The organism is Allobaculum stercoricanis DSM 13633, from assembly GCF_000384195.1.
Lineage (GTDB): Bacteria > Bacillota_I > Bacilli_A > Erysipelotrichales > Erysipelotrichaceae > Allobaculum > Allobaculum stercoricanis.
This window is the reverse complement of sequence record NZ_KB913034.1, coordinates 745,393-760,425: the sequence shown is the minus strand read 5'-3', so window position 1 is coordinate 760,425 and position 15,033 is coordinate 745,393. Positions and strand designations below refer to the sequence as shown.

Sequence of the window (15,033 nt, the reverse complement as noted above, 5' to 3'; positions counted from 1 at the left end):
ATTCGTGATTGTATTATCGCAAATTTTTCTCTTTCGCTTAAAAAAAATCCAACCACGATTGTGATTGGATTTTCGTATGTTTATTGATTTGCTTGTTGCATCAAACGTTTAAAGTTTTGATCTAAGATCATTTCTGTTTCAGCAATCGATAAAGATTTAATTTGGGCAATCGTTTCGATCGTATGCTGTAATGCACCTAGATAATCGCGAGATTGAATTGCCCATTCAATCGCATCAATACCATCTGATTCTAAAAGCAATTTTTCGATCGGTATACGCTTTACTAATTGCGTGACAGCTTCATCTTTTCCAATAGAAGGACCTACACTAAAATAAGAAGCTACTTCATTATAGTCATCTACATAATCGAGGCAAGAATACCAATGAACAAAATACGTATTTGGATATTGGCGAAGAATGTCGAGAATCTCTTTTTCCTGTCCTTTCGTATGTAAAACAACTGGTTTATGCGCACTTGCCGCATAGGCAATTTGACGAGTAAACACTTCTTTTTGAACATTTAAATCATTATCGCACCAAACGCTATCCATGCCAATTTCGCCGATGATTTGCGCATTTTCTAATAATGGCATCATCTCTTCTAAAAACTGAATACTTGCATTCCAAGGATGAACACCGATGGAATAATCCAATCCATGTTCTTGTATGATTCGCAACTGTTTTGGCGAATCGACACTATATAAAGATGGAATCTGATGTTGTGATTGTAAATCTACAATTTCTTGTGAGAAGTGGGCGTGCGCATCATGCATGGTTTTCACCTCTTAATAAAGTAAAGATCTCTTTTTTGATCTCACTTTGACTAAAGAGCCAGTCACGAGATTTTTGTTCTTTGGATAAATCGATCTCTTTTAAAATGACTGAAGGTTTATTCGACAGCACTAAAATTCGATCGGACAAATAGAGCGCTTCATCAATATCATGCGTAACCAATAAAGTTGTTCGATTGTATTGTTTACGTAAATTTAACAACCAATCTTGCATATCGTTACGGGTAATGACATCAAGTGCCCCAAATGGCTCATCCAATAATAGAATATCCGCTTGGCATAAAGAAGTTCTTAAAAATGCTGCCCTTTGGCGCATCCCTCCAGATAAAGAAGAAGGATAGGCATTTTCATACCCCTCTAAACCAAATGTTTTAAACTGCGCTAATGCTTTTTGTTTTGCACTTTTGTCATGATGGATTTTGCCATAAAGCGTTACATTTTCGACAATCGTGCGCCATTCAAGAAGCAAGTCATCTTGTGGCATATACGCAAAATGCTCACTTACCCCTTGAATCTTTTGACCATCTACTTTGATCGTTCCTGAATAATCGTCAATTAATCCAGCAAGAATATTGAGGATCGTTGATTTTCCACATCCGGATGGACCAAGAATCGTGACGAACTCTTGTTCTTGAATTCCAAAGGACAAGTCATTCAATATGAGTTGATTATCAAAGGAGAGTTTTAAATTTTCGATACTTAGTTTCATTCAACGAACTCGTTTGTGTACATTTTAGAAGCTTCGATTTCTTGGTTGATTAATCCATATTCAAACATGAATTGAGTGTAGTTATTCCATACAGAATCTTTCATTACACCCCAAGATGGTGCATCTTTTGCATATTCAGCACTGAGGTATTCTTGAGAAGCTTCAAGGAAAGCTAAATCAGTATCAGGTAAAGCTACATCGTGGAGAATTTTTGCGGATTCTTTTGGATTTTCAATTGCAAATTCATAACCTTTTTTCGTAGCGGCCATAAATTTTTTAACTGTTTCAGGATCTTTTTCGATTTTGTCGTTGTTTGTGATAAGCAATGGTGTGTAGTAATCTAAACGTTCGTCTAATTCATTTAATGGCATGAAGTTTAATTCATAACCATTCATTGTTGCGTTTGTTACAGCCCAACCATAGAATTCCCAAAGTAAATTCACTTTATTTGCTCCAGCTGTTTCGGATAAGCCAGGAATACCAGAACCATCAGATCCAACAAGAGTCAGTTTATTGAAGTCGGCACCGTCTTTTTGCATAACAGCGTTAATGACTGCTTCTTCACTTGGAGCGCCCCATCCTGCATAAGTTTTTCCTTCGAAATCTTTAACAGAATTGATTCCAGCAGCTTTTAAAGAAACAAATCCAGAAGTGTTGTGTTGAATGATTGTACCAATTGCTTTAATTGGTAGTGGATCTTCACTTGTTAAAGCATAAGTAACGTCTTCTTGGTAAGACACACCAAAGTCAGCTTTACCAGCCGCAACCATAGAAGTTGTTGCATTATCACCTGGTTCGATGATTTCAACTTTTAAGCCTTGTTCTTCAAAGTAACCTTTGTTTTGCGCTACATATAAACCGGTGTGGTTTGTATTTGGTGCGTAGTCTAACATCAATTTAACTGTAGTCAGTTCTTGACCTTCACTTGTTGAAGTTGTTGTTGGATTAGAAGAACATCCAACTAGACCTACTGTCATAGCAAGTGCACATCCGATTTTTACAAATCGAGAACAATTTAAATGTTTCATTTCTTTACTCTCTTTCTTAAATGGGGAAAACAAATCTTTTCAAGTAGGGTGACGATGAGGTTGAGTAAAATACTCCAAAAAATGATCATCAATACACAGGCGAATACTTTATCGAGCATATAGCCGTTTTTGACCCGTAACATGTAGTATCCAAGACCTGCCTGACTCGATAGCCATTCACCAACGATTGCACCACCGACACAATACGTTGCGGCTACTTTTAATCCCGAAAATAAACCTGTTGCGCCAGCGGGAATTTTAACGAGTGAATACACTTGTAATAAGTTCGCACCAAAGCTTTTCACCAAGTTTATTTGTTTCACATTCACTTGCGATAAAGCATCGCTAAGTGAAATTGCAATCGGGAAAAAGCACATAAAGACGACAATCATAATTTTGGGCAATAAATCAAAGCCAAACCAAATTGAAAACAGTGGTCCTAAGACCATTACCGGTACAGTTTGAGTCACAATCAAATACGGATATATGCTCGTTTTAAATGTTTTCGATAAATCCATGCCGATTGACATCACAATAGCAATGATCACACTAATCACTAATCCAATTAATGCCTCTTTTAAAGTGACTGCGGAATGCATCATTAAAACGTCCCAGTTTTCTACTAAGGATTGGACGACTTTTGATGGTGCAGGCAAAATATATAAAGAAATATCAAATGCCCGTACATAGAATTCCCATAGTCCAACGGAGATCACAAAAACTATAGCCGGTAAAAGAAACTTTTGATTTTTTTTCTTCATTCCCTTCCCTTCCTAAACGAAAAAAAAACAGACACCTACTAAGGGTGCCTGTCGACTTACTGAATCGATATGACTCCCTCCGCCGGTATTAACCGGATCAGGTTCAAAGGGACCGTGCATTTGCACATCTCAGCTTTCGCGCCCCTGTCATGTTTATCAAACATACTATATCACTTATTTAAATAATTCCAATCGTATTTCTCTTTGCAAGTCATCTCGTTTCATGATTTCAAACTTATTTCTTCTTTTTTATGCGATTTTTCTATTCATTTTCTAAGGAAAAATGCACAACAAAACATTTTTTCAAAAAGAAAACCGCTAAACTCGGCTATTTAAAAGTCGAAATCTAGCGGTATTGAATAGTTTAAAGTGGATGAACTTGTGTATCGAATGTAATGGTTATCGTTGTCCCTTCATTCGGTTCACTGTCTAATTCAATTTTTCCATGATGATATTGCACAGCATGTTTCACAATGGAAAGACCTAAACCAGTTCCTCCAGATTGTTTGGAATGGCTTTTATCCACACGATAGAAGCGGTTAAAGACTTTTTCTTGATGTTCATAAGGAATACCAATTCCAGTATCCTGGATTTTTAGTTGAACAGCATTTGGGGTTTGATGGATGGCAATATTCACTTTTCCACCTTTTTCATTGTATTTGATGGCATTATCACAAAGGTTATAGATCACTTCATATAACAATTGACGAACACCATAAATAATTCCTAAATCCCCTTCAACATTGAGCGCGACGTCTTTGATCTTGGCAGCATCACTTAACGTTTCGCAAACTTCAGTTGCTAATTCTTTTAAACTAACATCTTCATGTGGCATGTCCGCTTGTTCATCGAGTTGAGAAAGACGAATAATATCATCAATCAAAATAACAAGACGAGACGCTTCTTTGCGGATATGTCCTACAAATCTTGGAACATCTTCTGGTTTTACAACGCCATTTTCCATTAATTCAGCAGAACCGATAATGGATTGAAGTGGAGTTTTTAATTCATGGGAGACATTTGCGGTAAATTCTTGACGTTGCTTTTGGGCATGAAGTTGTTCCGTCACATCAAATGCGAGTAAAACAGTGCCTAAAAATCTTCCTTCAGATTCAATACGAGATAAATCGAATTGATAATCTTTGCCGTGGATCTCGCTGCAGAAGTCAGCATGACCAGTTGTTTTCGTTTGAGCTAAAGCTTCACGTATATTTTGTTTACGATCAACACTCAAGAAATCTTGGCCAATACAATCCTCTTGTACTTCAAATAAACGTCTTGCGGATGGATTGATCGAAAGGATGCGATCAGATCGATCGAGAAGAACTAAAGCTTCGTTCATATTGTCTGTAATCTGTTCAAATTCATCTTGTTTTTGTTTCAAGATATGCATTTGATCTTCAATTTTATTTTGTTGGGAGTGAATGCGATGAAGAAGAGGTGAAAGTTCTTCGTACGCTTCATTTTCTAAAGGTTCTTCGAGGTTTAAATTATTTAAAGGTTCAACAACACGTTTGGCCATGCGTCTAGCCAATAGTGCTGAAACGGCAATTGCGACAATTAAAAGAATTCCAATTGGTTGAAGGAGTCCTAAAATGAGCATTAACTTTGTAGCGCGGTTAATCGAAATTCGTAACACACTACCATCTTCTAAACTTTTGGCTTCATAAACCGTTTGTTCCATCATTGTGGAAGACTCACGGGTACTACTTCCAAAGTCATAAGTTCTTGCTTCGATGATTTCTTCACGATTAGCATGGTTTTCCATTGTTGCCGGATCTGCTTCACTATCGAAAATAACTGTTCCATCAGGTGCAACCCACGTTAAGCGGTATTGGTCCGTATTCAGTGATTCTAAATAGTCTATGCCAAGCTGTTCTGTTGCCTTTGCTGCTAAATTCAATTCCGTTTTGAGTTGTGTTTGTTGGACACCATCGAAATAAGAATAGAGAAAACCAGTGACAACAAGCATACTGGAAATCAATACCACAGTTGCAACAGAAAGAATTGATCTTAAAATTTTACTGGTCATACTCACTCTCCCATCGGTAGCCTACATTTCGCACAGTTTCAATTTTCTTGCCATAACGACCGATCTTATGGCGTAAACTGCGCATATGGGAATCTAATGTTCTTGAATCTCCCATGTAGTCCATTTTCCAAATACTTGAAAACAGTTGTTCACGCGTAAAGACCATCCCCGGATGTGATAAAAACATACAAAGAAGTTCATATTCTTTAAATGTTAGGGCAACTCGCGATCCATCAATTGTTACGGTGTGTTCATCAAGATTGACCACTAACGTATCGACCTTCAATAATTTTGAGGCTTTCTGCGGTTGGCTTCTGCGTAAAACTGCTTTGACGCGAGAGACCATTTCCATCATGCCAAATGGTTTAACAATATAATCATCAGCTCCAAGATCTAATCCTTTGATGCGATCATATTCTTGACCTTTTGCGGATGCCATAATGACCGGGATATCACGAAATTCCATCGATTCTTTCATCTTATTTAATAATTCAATTCCATCCATACCGGGTAGCATGACATCTAAAATAATGAGGTCTGGTTTGTTCGCTCGCTCTTTTTTTAATGTTTCATAAAACGAGATGCCATCTTCAAAGCCTCTCGTGTCAAAACCGGACGAGTTTAAAGCATACATGCCAATATCACGTATACTTAGATCATCCTCCACATACCAAATCATCGGGACACCTCCTAGTGTGTACCTGTCACCGAATAAATCACCCACTCTGCAATGTTCGTCGCATGATCTCCGATGCGTTCAAAGTACTTAGCAACCATCATTAAGTCCAAAGCAACTTCTCCATCCGAGTGATCTGTGGCGATTTGTTCAATGATGTTTCGTTTCACTTGCTTAAAGTATGCATCAACTTCATCATCTTGACCAATAACTTTTTGTGCAATTTCTACATCTTTTTTAACGAAGGCATCCACTGCAAAGCTAACCATCTGCATCGTCGTTTTTGACATTTTTTCGATGACGCCGTCATCGTCTAAAGTATATCCATCTAAAGATATAACAATTTCGGCAATATCTTCTGCTTGGTCGCCAATTCGTTCCATATCGGTAATGATTTTCAATGCAGCAGAGATTAAACGTAAATCTTTTGCGACTGGTTGTTGATGTAACATCAGCTTCATGCAACGAGCTTCAATATCTCGTTCAATTTGGTCAATGTTATTTCCGTTTTCTTTGACTTGCTTAGCAAGTTCGAGATCACTAGTCATTAAAGCTTTTGAAGCAGAAGCGATAATTTCTTCGCACATCGCGCCCATTTCAATAATTTCGCGATTGAGCTCAAAGAGCTGTTCGACAAATCTATTTCTCATATTCTACCCCTTAACCAAATCTTCCTGTAATGTAATCTTCTGTTCGTTTATCTTTTGGAACTGAGAATATATCATCTGTTTTTCCAAATTCAACGAGTTCTCCTAAAAGGAAGAATGCCGTGTAATCTGAAACACGAACGGCTTGTTGCATATTATGCGTAACCATAACAATGGTGTATTTTTCTTTTAATTGCATAACGAGCTCTTCAATACGTGATGTAGAAATTGGGTCAAGTGCAGAAGTTGGTTCATCCATCAATAAGATTTTAGGTTGAACAGCTAACGCACGAGCAATACATAAACGCTGTTGTTGTCCACCAGACATACTTAAAGCATTTTTCTTTAAGCGATCTTTGACTTCATCCCAAAGCGCTGCATCACGAAGTGCTTGTTCGACAATTTCATCAAGTTGCGCTTTATTGGTAATCCCATGCGTTCTTGGTCCATAAGCAACGTTGTCATAAATACTCATTGGGAATGGGTTTGGTTTTTGGAACACCATACCAATCTCTTTACGTAAAGAGTTCACATCAACATCTTTTTGATAAATGTCTTTCCCTTCGTAGCAAATGTCCCCTGTAATTTTGACATCAGGGATTAAATCATTCATACGGTTGAGCGATTTAAGAAACGTAGATTTACCACAACCAGAAGGTCCGATAAAGGCTGTAATACTCTTTTCTGGAATTTCAATTTTGATATCATGGAGTGCTTGATGATCGCCATACCAAAGATTCATATCTTTTACAGTTACGATATTATTCATGAACTTCTCCTTTTAGCAAAATGCTTTTGTACTAAATTCGCCGCAAAGTTAATCACTACGGTGAGTACCATTAAAATAGATGCGATCGCAAAAGCGACGCCAAATTCACCTTGTTCTTTGGCATAGACATATAAAGCAACGGTCAGTGTGGCCCCAGGTGAAGATAAGCCTTGAACAAAGCCGTTTAATGCATGCGCAAAACCGGCAGTGAATAATAACGCGGCAGATTCACCAAGAATACGACCGACAGATAAAATACATCCAGTAATAACCCCATCCACACAACCAGGTAATACAACTGTGCGAATGACACGCCATTTACCCGCTCCTAAACCAAATGCACCTTCGCGATAAGATTGAGGAACAGTTTTTAAACTTTCTTGTGTTGTTCTCATAATCGTTGGCAAGTTCATAATCACTAGAGTTAAAGCCCCAGCCATTAAGCAAGTTCCCATATTATTCGAAAACAACAACATGCCGACCAAACCGTAAATAATCGAAGGAATACCAGACAATGTTTCTGCTGCATATTCGATGATCGCAACAATTTTTTTATTTGTTGCATATTCGGTTAAGTAGATTGCGGCACCAACACCTAAAGGTAAAACAATGACAAGTGTGGCAATTACGATATAAATCGTGTTCAAAATATCAGGAAGAATCCCAATTTTTTGGGAGATATAACTAGGACTCGTTGTTAAAAGTTCCCATGAAATGTTTGGAATTCCTTTTACAAGAACGTAGATCAACAGAAATAACGCTAATGCAGCGGTTGAAAAAACCGCAACATACATGAGGCCTTTCATCACCAACTCATAGGTTTTTCTTTTCTTGGATAATGATTCATTCAACATAAATTACTCTTTTTCTCTCTTCAAAAAGAAATTTAACGTCGCATTGATCAACATAATAAAGAAGAAGAGTACCAACGCGATCGAAAATAAGGCTTGTTGTTGTAAGCCACTAGAATAAGCCATTTCACTCGATACAGCAGTCGTTAAGAAACGAACACTCTGGAATAGTGAATTTGGCATATTGGGGACGTTTCCGGCAACCATCATAACGGCCATTGCTTCCCCAATTGCCCGACCTACCCCCAGTACAACAGAAGCGGCAATCCCACTTTTTGCGGCTGGAACCGAAACTTTAAAATACGTTTCAATTGGTGTTGCCCCTAACGCTAAAGACGCATCCTCATATTCTTTTGGAACAGCATCTAAAGCCGTAATCGACATTTTAATAATGGAAGGCAAAATCATGATGGCTAAAACGATGATCGCTGCCAACAAACTTGCACCATCGGCTACACCAAAAATCACTTGAATTCCCGGAACGAGAACGAGCATTCCGACAAGACCATAAACAACAGAAGGAATACCAGCAAGAATGCTGACAACTGTTTGCATAGCGGATTTCACTCTTGGTGAAGCGATTTTAGAGAGGTAAACTGCAGTCAAAAATCCAATTGGAACCCCAATTACAATTGCTCCTGCAGTTCCATAAATACTCGTCAAAATAAATGGTAGAATTCCATACTTTGGATCTGATGCGGTAGAGGCCCATTTCGTTCCAAACAGAAAATCTGTTAAACCGATTTTTTGAATCGCCGGTAATCCTGAAATCACAAGATATACCGTGATCAACAAAACACACCCGACTGTAATCAGCCCCAAAATCAAGAACACACCATGTATGATTTTTTCTAATAATTGATTTTTCTTCATCAACATTTCCTCATCGAAATAGCGACGCCCCAAAAGGAACGTCGCTATCGTGTGTGATCTTATTTTCCTTCTTTGTAAGCAGGGACTACGCCAGATGCTGTGATGATATCGCATGCATCAGCAGAAGTTACATATTCAAAGAATTTGTTTGCTGCATCGCTTAATTTGCCATCCGTTTTTGTGACTAATACGAATGGACGTTGAACGACGTAGCTACCATCTTTAATTGTTTCTTCAGTTGGGCTAACACCATCAACTTTTACTGCTTTTACAGTATCTTTAACAGATGCTACAGATGCATAACCAATTGCATTTTCGTTTTGAGATACTGTTGTGATCACGTCGCCTGTAGATGTTAATTCTTGGCGGTACTGACATTTTTCTTCAGTATCAGTGATAGATTCAAAACCATCACGAGTACCAGAACCAGCTTCACGTCCAATTAGAACGATTTCGCCATCTTTTCCACCAATTTCAGACCAGTTTTTAATTTCTCCAGTATAGATTTTAGCAATTGTTTCTAAGCTTAAATCTTCTACTGTGTTATTTGGATTGACGATAATTGCGATTCCATCGTAAGCAAGAACTGTTTCAGTTAATCCAGATTCTTTTTCTTCATCTTTTAAAGCACGGCTAGAAAGTCCAATATCGCAACGTCCTTCTTGTACAGCTTTAATCCCAGAACCAGAACCTGTTGGGTTGTAAGTGAATCCTACACCAGTTTCTTGTTGATACGCTTCTCCTAAAGCACCGATGACTTTTTCCATGGAAGTGGAACCATCAGTTGTTACTGTTCCTTTTCCACCACTGTTGGAATTGCTGCATCCCGCAAGCATTGCCATTGAAACAGCGGCAACCATCATTTTTTTCATCGTTTTGTTCATTTTTAAATGTCTCCTTTTAACAATTTCTTTTTTTCTTGATTTCCCTTGTCACGACTTAGACTTTAAGATTCGTATGTGAAATTCAGAATACAAAGTTTGTAAATTCTAAGTTAAATAAAAAGTGCAAATTTCCTCGTCAAAAAAGCTCGATTTTCTTCATCGAAAACCGAGCAATTTGTTCTATTTGGATTATATATTTACTTTTATAAGATTGTTTGTCTCTATTTATTGAGTGAATCAACGATATTTCTGATCGTTGATGCGTAAAAGAACGCCTTCTTATTTAAATTTTTTGAAAACTATTAGATGTCTATGGCACCTTTACAAGCAAAAAAACGAGTATAAAGAAGATTTTCCAAGCCATTCTCTTAAAACATTTGCCTTGACTTAGGGTAACGTACATACATGCAGACATTAAAAGTTCTTTATTCCATATAAAAATCCTTTTTATAAACATGTTGTACAACATAAAAAAACGTTATAATTAAAATATAAAATAATAACGAAGGTTGTGAATATGCAATGTATAAAATACCTGATAGACATACTCGGATCAATGTGCAATCTATAAGTAGACGGCCAATGATCACGAGGAATCAATCATTCTTGCCGTCTATAGAATAGGAGACAGTATGTTTAATAAAATACCTCTTGTGGTCGCATGTTCTTATATTCTGTCTATATCTTTTGTGACCATGCATACATTCAAATCAACTCAAACTAAAATCACTTCAAAGCAGGTTGGATTAGAAAACAAGGAATTTATTCACGTCAATGTTTACGCATAAAAGAGATCCTAATCCAGATTTGAATTGGCTTCTCATTTGGATCGGAGCCTGGATCATTTTTATTTTTCAATCAATTACCCAACAACGCTACATACAAGCCTTATGTATGTTCTATTGCTGTATGTCAGTAATGATGAAACAAGTGACTTCCCTTTTTGGATTCAAATTATATCCGTTTATCCAATGGGGATACTTATTCATAGGAGCAGCACTCCTATTTTTGCAATTTGGATATCAAGATCTATATCAATATACACAAATTGCCAATGTGCTCTTTATTTTGATCGGTTGTTGGGGCGTTTGGTCTATTGGTAAGAAGAAATAACACAAAATTATTCTTCTGGCTAAAAAACGAAAATTTCTAATCCAACTCATATTTGTTGTCTTTCAATGGCAGAAACTCAATGAGAATTTCTTCTCATGAATGGTTTCTGCTTTTTTATATCGTCTAAAAGATGGACTGCAAAAAAATGCGGAAAACCATCTAGATCTTCCGCATCCTGTCGATTCTATTGTAAAAAATCGAATTCAATCTATAAATTTTATTAAAAGCTCAACACTTCTTTTTTAGTTTTAAATTTTTATCCATTTCGTTTCATCTACATCAATGGCGCAACAACTTTTAGAACAATTCCAAGTAGTTTTTCATACCATTTTTGCGATTTAATCGTATCGTATGTAACTACACGACAGTTTGCTAGAGTTTCCTGAAAGTCTTTTTCAATCGTTTGCAGGACTGGTGTGTCATACATCCATGAAGCACATTCAAAATGATGATATAAACTACGATAATCTAGGTTAATCGTTCCGACTACACCTTCGCGATCATCACTGACAAATACCTTAGCATGAACAAATCCTGGAGTATATTCATAGATCTTCACACCTGAATCCAGCAAAGAAGCATAATGCGTTCTAGCCAATGCATAAGGTGAATGTTTGTCCGGAATTCCTGGCAAAATGAGTTTTACATCAACGCCCCGTTCCGCCGCAAATTTCAATGCCGTTTCCATTTCACCATCTAATATCAAATACGGTGACATGATATGCACATAATCAGTTGCACGGTTCAAGATATCCATATAAACCATTTCCCCAACACGATCTTCATCCAACGGACAATCGCCATATGGAATCACATAACCAGATGTGTTGGGATTCGATGGTGCAGGGACATTTAAGAAGCGATCAAAGTCAAGTGTCTTTTCATCTAAACTCCACATCTGTAAAAACATTAATGTGAAACTTTTTACTGCTTCTCCTTTCAGCATGATCGCTGTATCTTTCCAGTGTCCATGTAATTCTCGTGTATTGATATATTCATCTGCTAAGTTAACTCCACCTGTAAAAGCGACTTTGCCATCGATCACCATAATCTTGCGATGGTCGCGATAATTATAGTGAGTTGAGACAAATGGTGTGAATGGCGCAAATACTTTACAATGAATACCAAGTTCGGCTAATTTTTTTGGATAGTTATGCGGTAATAAACTAAATTCGCATGTACCATCATACAACATGCGGATTTCGACACCTTCTTTAGCTTTGCGCGCTAAAACATCGAGTACAGTTCCCCACATCAATCCTTCATCCACAATGAAATATTCTAGAAAGATGAAGTCTTTCGCTTGTTCAAGTTGTTTGAGCATTTCTACCCATTTATTTTCCCCTAAAGGAAAATATTTTACTTCTGTTTGATCATAGATTGGATGGCAATGACTGCGATTCAAATATGTCGCTAATGAAGCAGCTCCCGGATTGTCTTGTTTAAGTTTTTCGAGGATGTCTTGATTTTGGCTGAGTTCATTTCCCGTTTCTTCGATCACTTGTTCGACACGTTTTTTTGTAGCAATATGGCCAATTTCACTTTTGGTAAACCAGAATAACATTGCCCCAAAAACAGGTAAAATCATCATGATGACCAGCCAAGTGATTTTGGCAGTCGGATCCATGCGGCTATTCAAGATATACAGCACCATAATGATGGAATATAACGCAACACCACCAATAATATGGGGTAAAAATTGACTAAACCAAATGAAGACGCCAAATAGCGCTAATCCTTGGATCACTAACAATAAGATAATTAATCCAAGGCGACTGAACATCGCATGAATAATACCTTTTTGTCCTTTTTTTAAAAGTCTAATCCCTTTGTTCTGTAATTCTTTATTGGACAAATTTGACAATACGACAACCCCTCTTCTATTTACTTTTTTTCAATATTTGATCGTTTTGATACTCACATCTTTAAAACGATCCACAACAGGTCACTATATCATGGAAAAACCTATAGGACTAGAAGACACCTTTCATTATTTCAGCTTATAGATTTGAGATTGTCCTTCAAACGAAATTCCTTTTTGTAAACAGATGTCCTCAATAATTTTGACATACCAATCTTGAGCTTGCGGATGAACCATGACCCCTTCTAAAAATTCAGAAAGATTGCCAGCATCTTTGATGAGTGCTTGATCATTTACATTGGTTCGATACGACTTACGAATCGATAAAATGGCATCCGTGATCAGATCGATGATTTCTTCTTGATCCGTTATTCCTTTGATTTGTTCTTCGATATTAGGTTTAACTTCTTCACTAATAAAATATTCATGGCTATATTGTGAATTATCGGTTATTAATAGACGAAACTCTTCTTCATGTTGAAAAACAGCCCGTTTATGGAAATACGTTTCGCTTGGCGATTTGCTTTTTGTCATCTGTTCGACTTGTTGATGAATACTTGTTTTTTGATCGAGGTCATACATCACCTCTCTTAATAAAACATCAAAATGTTGTTCTGATGGAAAGATTTGTTTTGCATGTTTGAGTAACTTTTCTTCGGTTGTACGAATGCGAATGGCTTTTTTATGATGCGAATAACAACGCCACATTGCATCCGTTTCATCATATTCCGACCAGCTTTGCGCATAAGAAAAGTTTTTAGAATGCCATAGACGGAAATAGTAATCATAGACAACGGAATAGTCTTCTAAATCGATTTCGTTACACATCTGCGTGACGATATCTCGCACATCCTCTGGTGAATCGAGATGCGAAAACAAATACGCTTCGTAGCCATCATCCCAAGCTGATGGGCGCATAAAGCGATCTTTATTATTGATCACAAGATTAATAAAATCTTCAAAACTAATAAATCGATATAAATATTTCGGCATAGAATTCCCTCCAAAACCATTGCTTTCTTTTGTATATACAATCTAAAACTTCTGTTTATTTATAAGCACTCATTTATTAATCGATCGGTCTTGAGTCATATCTATTTCTACTTCTATCTAACCGTATCTAAGTAAGCAAAACAAGCAAAAAATAGGACACATTAACTGATTTTTCAAACTTTTGAAACAGTTGTAATTTGCGTCATTTTCAATAATCGTAATTCGCTGATCCGCATTGTTTATATAAAACAAACATGAGAAAACCACATCTACATTTGCTTCTTGCGCAAATCTAAATGTGGTTCTATTCGATCAAAGACAAATCTTGAATCTTTAGATTTTCAATTCGAGTGTTCTGCGTGATTTGATCAATCTAAGCGGTTTGTTTAGATTCTTTTGGTTTAAATTCAAAGTCATTCATGAAATCAATTAAATAAGATGAAATCGTTACAGTGACTAATGAAAAGACAATTCGTCCAAATGGAATGTAAGATAAGGATAAAAATAATACAGTAAGATCGGTAAACAAATAAGCTCTAGAGAGTTTCCAATGAGTAACATGGGAAATCACTAAAGCTAATGCATCATCTCCGCCACTTGAACCGCCTTGGCGAATAATTAAGCCAACGCCTACCCCAACAAAAATTCCTCCTAAAACTGCTGCGAACAATGGATGGGCGGATAAATCAGGAAGCATGAACGGAAACAATTCCCAAACTTTATAAAATCCAGAAACAAAAGCTGTTGAAATTAAAGAAATAATAATGAAGTTTCCACCTAAAACTTTAAAAGCAAGTAAATAACAAGCGATATCCAAGATCGGGGTGATATAAGCTGGTGAAATATTTAGCCAATGTTCGACGAACAACATCAATCCAATGACACCACCTTCAGTGATATTTGTTCGCTGGTGAATGTTGTGAATTCCAAATGAGCAAATCATTGCGCCTAGTAAGATCAGCAATATTTTTTTGATCGTCAATCCGGCAGACAATTTCTTCAACATTGTCGTCATACGAGGTGACAAATGAATCCTCCTCCTTCA

General features: G+C 37.0%; 14 protein-coding genes and 1 riboswitch. All 14 genes read right to left on the bottom strand.

Going from position 1 to position 15,033, the window contains the following annotated elements; genetic code table 11:
* Window positions 1-80: 80 nt before the first annotated feature.
* The 14 genes from ALLST_RS0103575 to ALLST_RS0103495 all read right to left on the bottom strand — a co-directional run bounded on the left by ALLST_RS0103575 (window position 81) and on the right by ALLST_RS0103495 (window position 15,015).
* Entirely contained in the window at window positions 81-773 is a 693-nt protein-coding gene (locus ALLST_RS0103575) for a TatD family hydrolase (protein WP_019892697.1), read from the bottom strand.
* Window positions 766-1,500, bottom strand: a complete 735-nt coding sequence (locus tag ALLST_RS0103570) for an ABC transporter ATP-binding protein (protein ID WP_019892695.1) — start codon at window positions 1,498-1,500, stop codon at window positions 766-768. Before ALLST_RS0103570 ends, ALLST_RS0103575 begins: the two co-directional genes overlap by 8 nt.
* On the bottom strand, window positions 1,497-2,528 hold the full coding sequence (locus ALLST_RS0103565; protein ID WP_019892693.1) for an ABC transporter substrate-binding protein: 1,032 nt from the start codon (window positions 2,526-2,528) through the stop codon (window positions 1,497-1,499). Before ALLST_RS0103565 ends, ALLST_RS0103570 begins: the two co-directional genes overlap by 4 nt.
* The gene (locus ALLST_RS0103560) at window positions 2,525-3,289 is read right to left on the bottom strand and encodes an ABC transporter permease (RefSeq protein ID WP_019892691.1); all 765 of its coding nucleotides are present in this window, start codon (window positions 3,287-3,289) and stop codon (window positions 2,525-2,527) included. The genes ALLST_RS0103565 and ALLST_RS0103560 overlap by 4 nt, the downstream gene beginning before the upstream one ends.
* A gap of 57 nt (window positions 3,290-3,346) precedes the next feature.
* A riboswitch (TPP riboswitch) is annotated at window positions 3,347-3,445 on the bottom strand.
* A gap of 208 nt (window positions 3,446-3,653) precedes the next feature.
* A complete protein-coding gene (locus tag ALLST_RS0103555; RefSeq protein ID WP_019892689.1) occupies window positions 3,654-5,321 on the bottom strand; it encodes a sensor histidine kinase in 1,668 nt (555 codons plus the stop codon).
* On the bottom strand, window positions 5,311-6,000 hold the full coding sequence (locus ALLST_RS0103550; protein WP_019892688.1) for a response regulator transcription factor: 690 nt from the start codon (window positions 5,998-6,000) through the stop codon (window positions 5,311-5,313). Before ALLST_RS0103550 ends, ALLST_RS0103555 begins: the two co-directional genes overlap by 11 nt.
* 11 nt (window positions 6,001-6,011) lie before the next feature.
* Window positions 6,012-6,647 carry a phosphate signaling complex protein PhoU gene (phoU, locus tag ALLST_RS0103545; protein ID WP_019892686.1) on the bottom strand — a complete coding sequence of 212 codons (636 nt, stop codon included), beginning with the start codon at window positions 6,645-6,647 and terminating at the stop codon, window positions 6,012-6,014.
* A 10-nt stretch (window positions 6,648-6,657) separates the two neighbouring features.
* Window positions 6,658-7,413, bottom strand: a complete 756-nt coding sequence (gene pstB / locus ALLST_RS0103540; RefSeq protein WP_019892685.1) for a phosphate ABC transporter ATP-binding protein PstB — start codon at window positions 7,411-7,413, stop codon at window positions 6,658-6,660.
* Window positions 7,410-8,207 (bottom strand): phosphate ABC transporter permease PstA, encoded by a 798-nt coding sequence (gene pstA / locus ALLST_RS0103535; protein ID WP_211215114.1) that lies wholly within the window; start codon window positions 8,205-8,207, stop codon window positions 7,410-7,412. The genes pstB and pstA overlap by 4 nt, the downstream gene beginning before the upstream one ends.
* Window positions 8,208-8,270: 63 nt before the next feature.
* Window positions 8,271-9,137, bottom strand: a complete 867-nt coding sequence (gene pstC, locus ALLST_RS0103530; RefSeq protein WP_019892683.1) for a phosphate ABC transporter permease subunit PstC — start codon at window positions 9,135-9,137, stop codon at window positions 8,271-8,273.
* 59 nt (window positions 9,138-9,196) lie between these two features.
* A complete protein-coding gene (locus ALLST_RS0103525) occupies window positions 9,197-10,021 on the bottom strand; it encodes a phosphate ABC transporter substrate-binding protein PstS family protein (protein WP_019892682.1) in 825 nt (274 codons plus the stop codon).
* A 1,387-nt stretch (window positions 10,022-11,408) separates the two neighbouring features.
* A complete protein-coding gene (cls, locus tag ALLST_RS0103505; protein WP_019892678.1) occupies window positions 11,409-12,998 on the bottom strand; it encodes a cardiolipin synthase in 1,590 nt (529 codons plus the stop codon).
* Between the two features lie 126 nt (window positions 12,999-13,124).
* Window positions 13,125-13,988, bottom strand: a complete 864-nt coding sequence (locus ALLST_RS0103500) for a DUF2971 domain-containing protein (protein ID WP_019892677.1) — start codon at window positions 13,986-13,988, stop codon at window positions 13,125-13,127.
* 373 nt (window positions 13,989-14,361) lie between these two features.
* Window positions 14,362-15,015: a YitT family protein gene (locus ALLST_RS0103495; protein ID WP_211215113.1), complete on the bottom strand. Its 654-nt coding sequence runs from the start codon at window positions 15,013-15,015 to the stop codon at window positions 14,362-14,364.
* Window positions 15,016-15,033 lie beyond the last annotated feature (18 nt).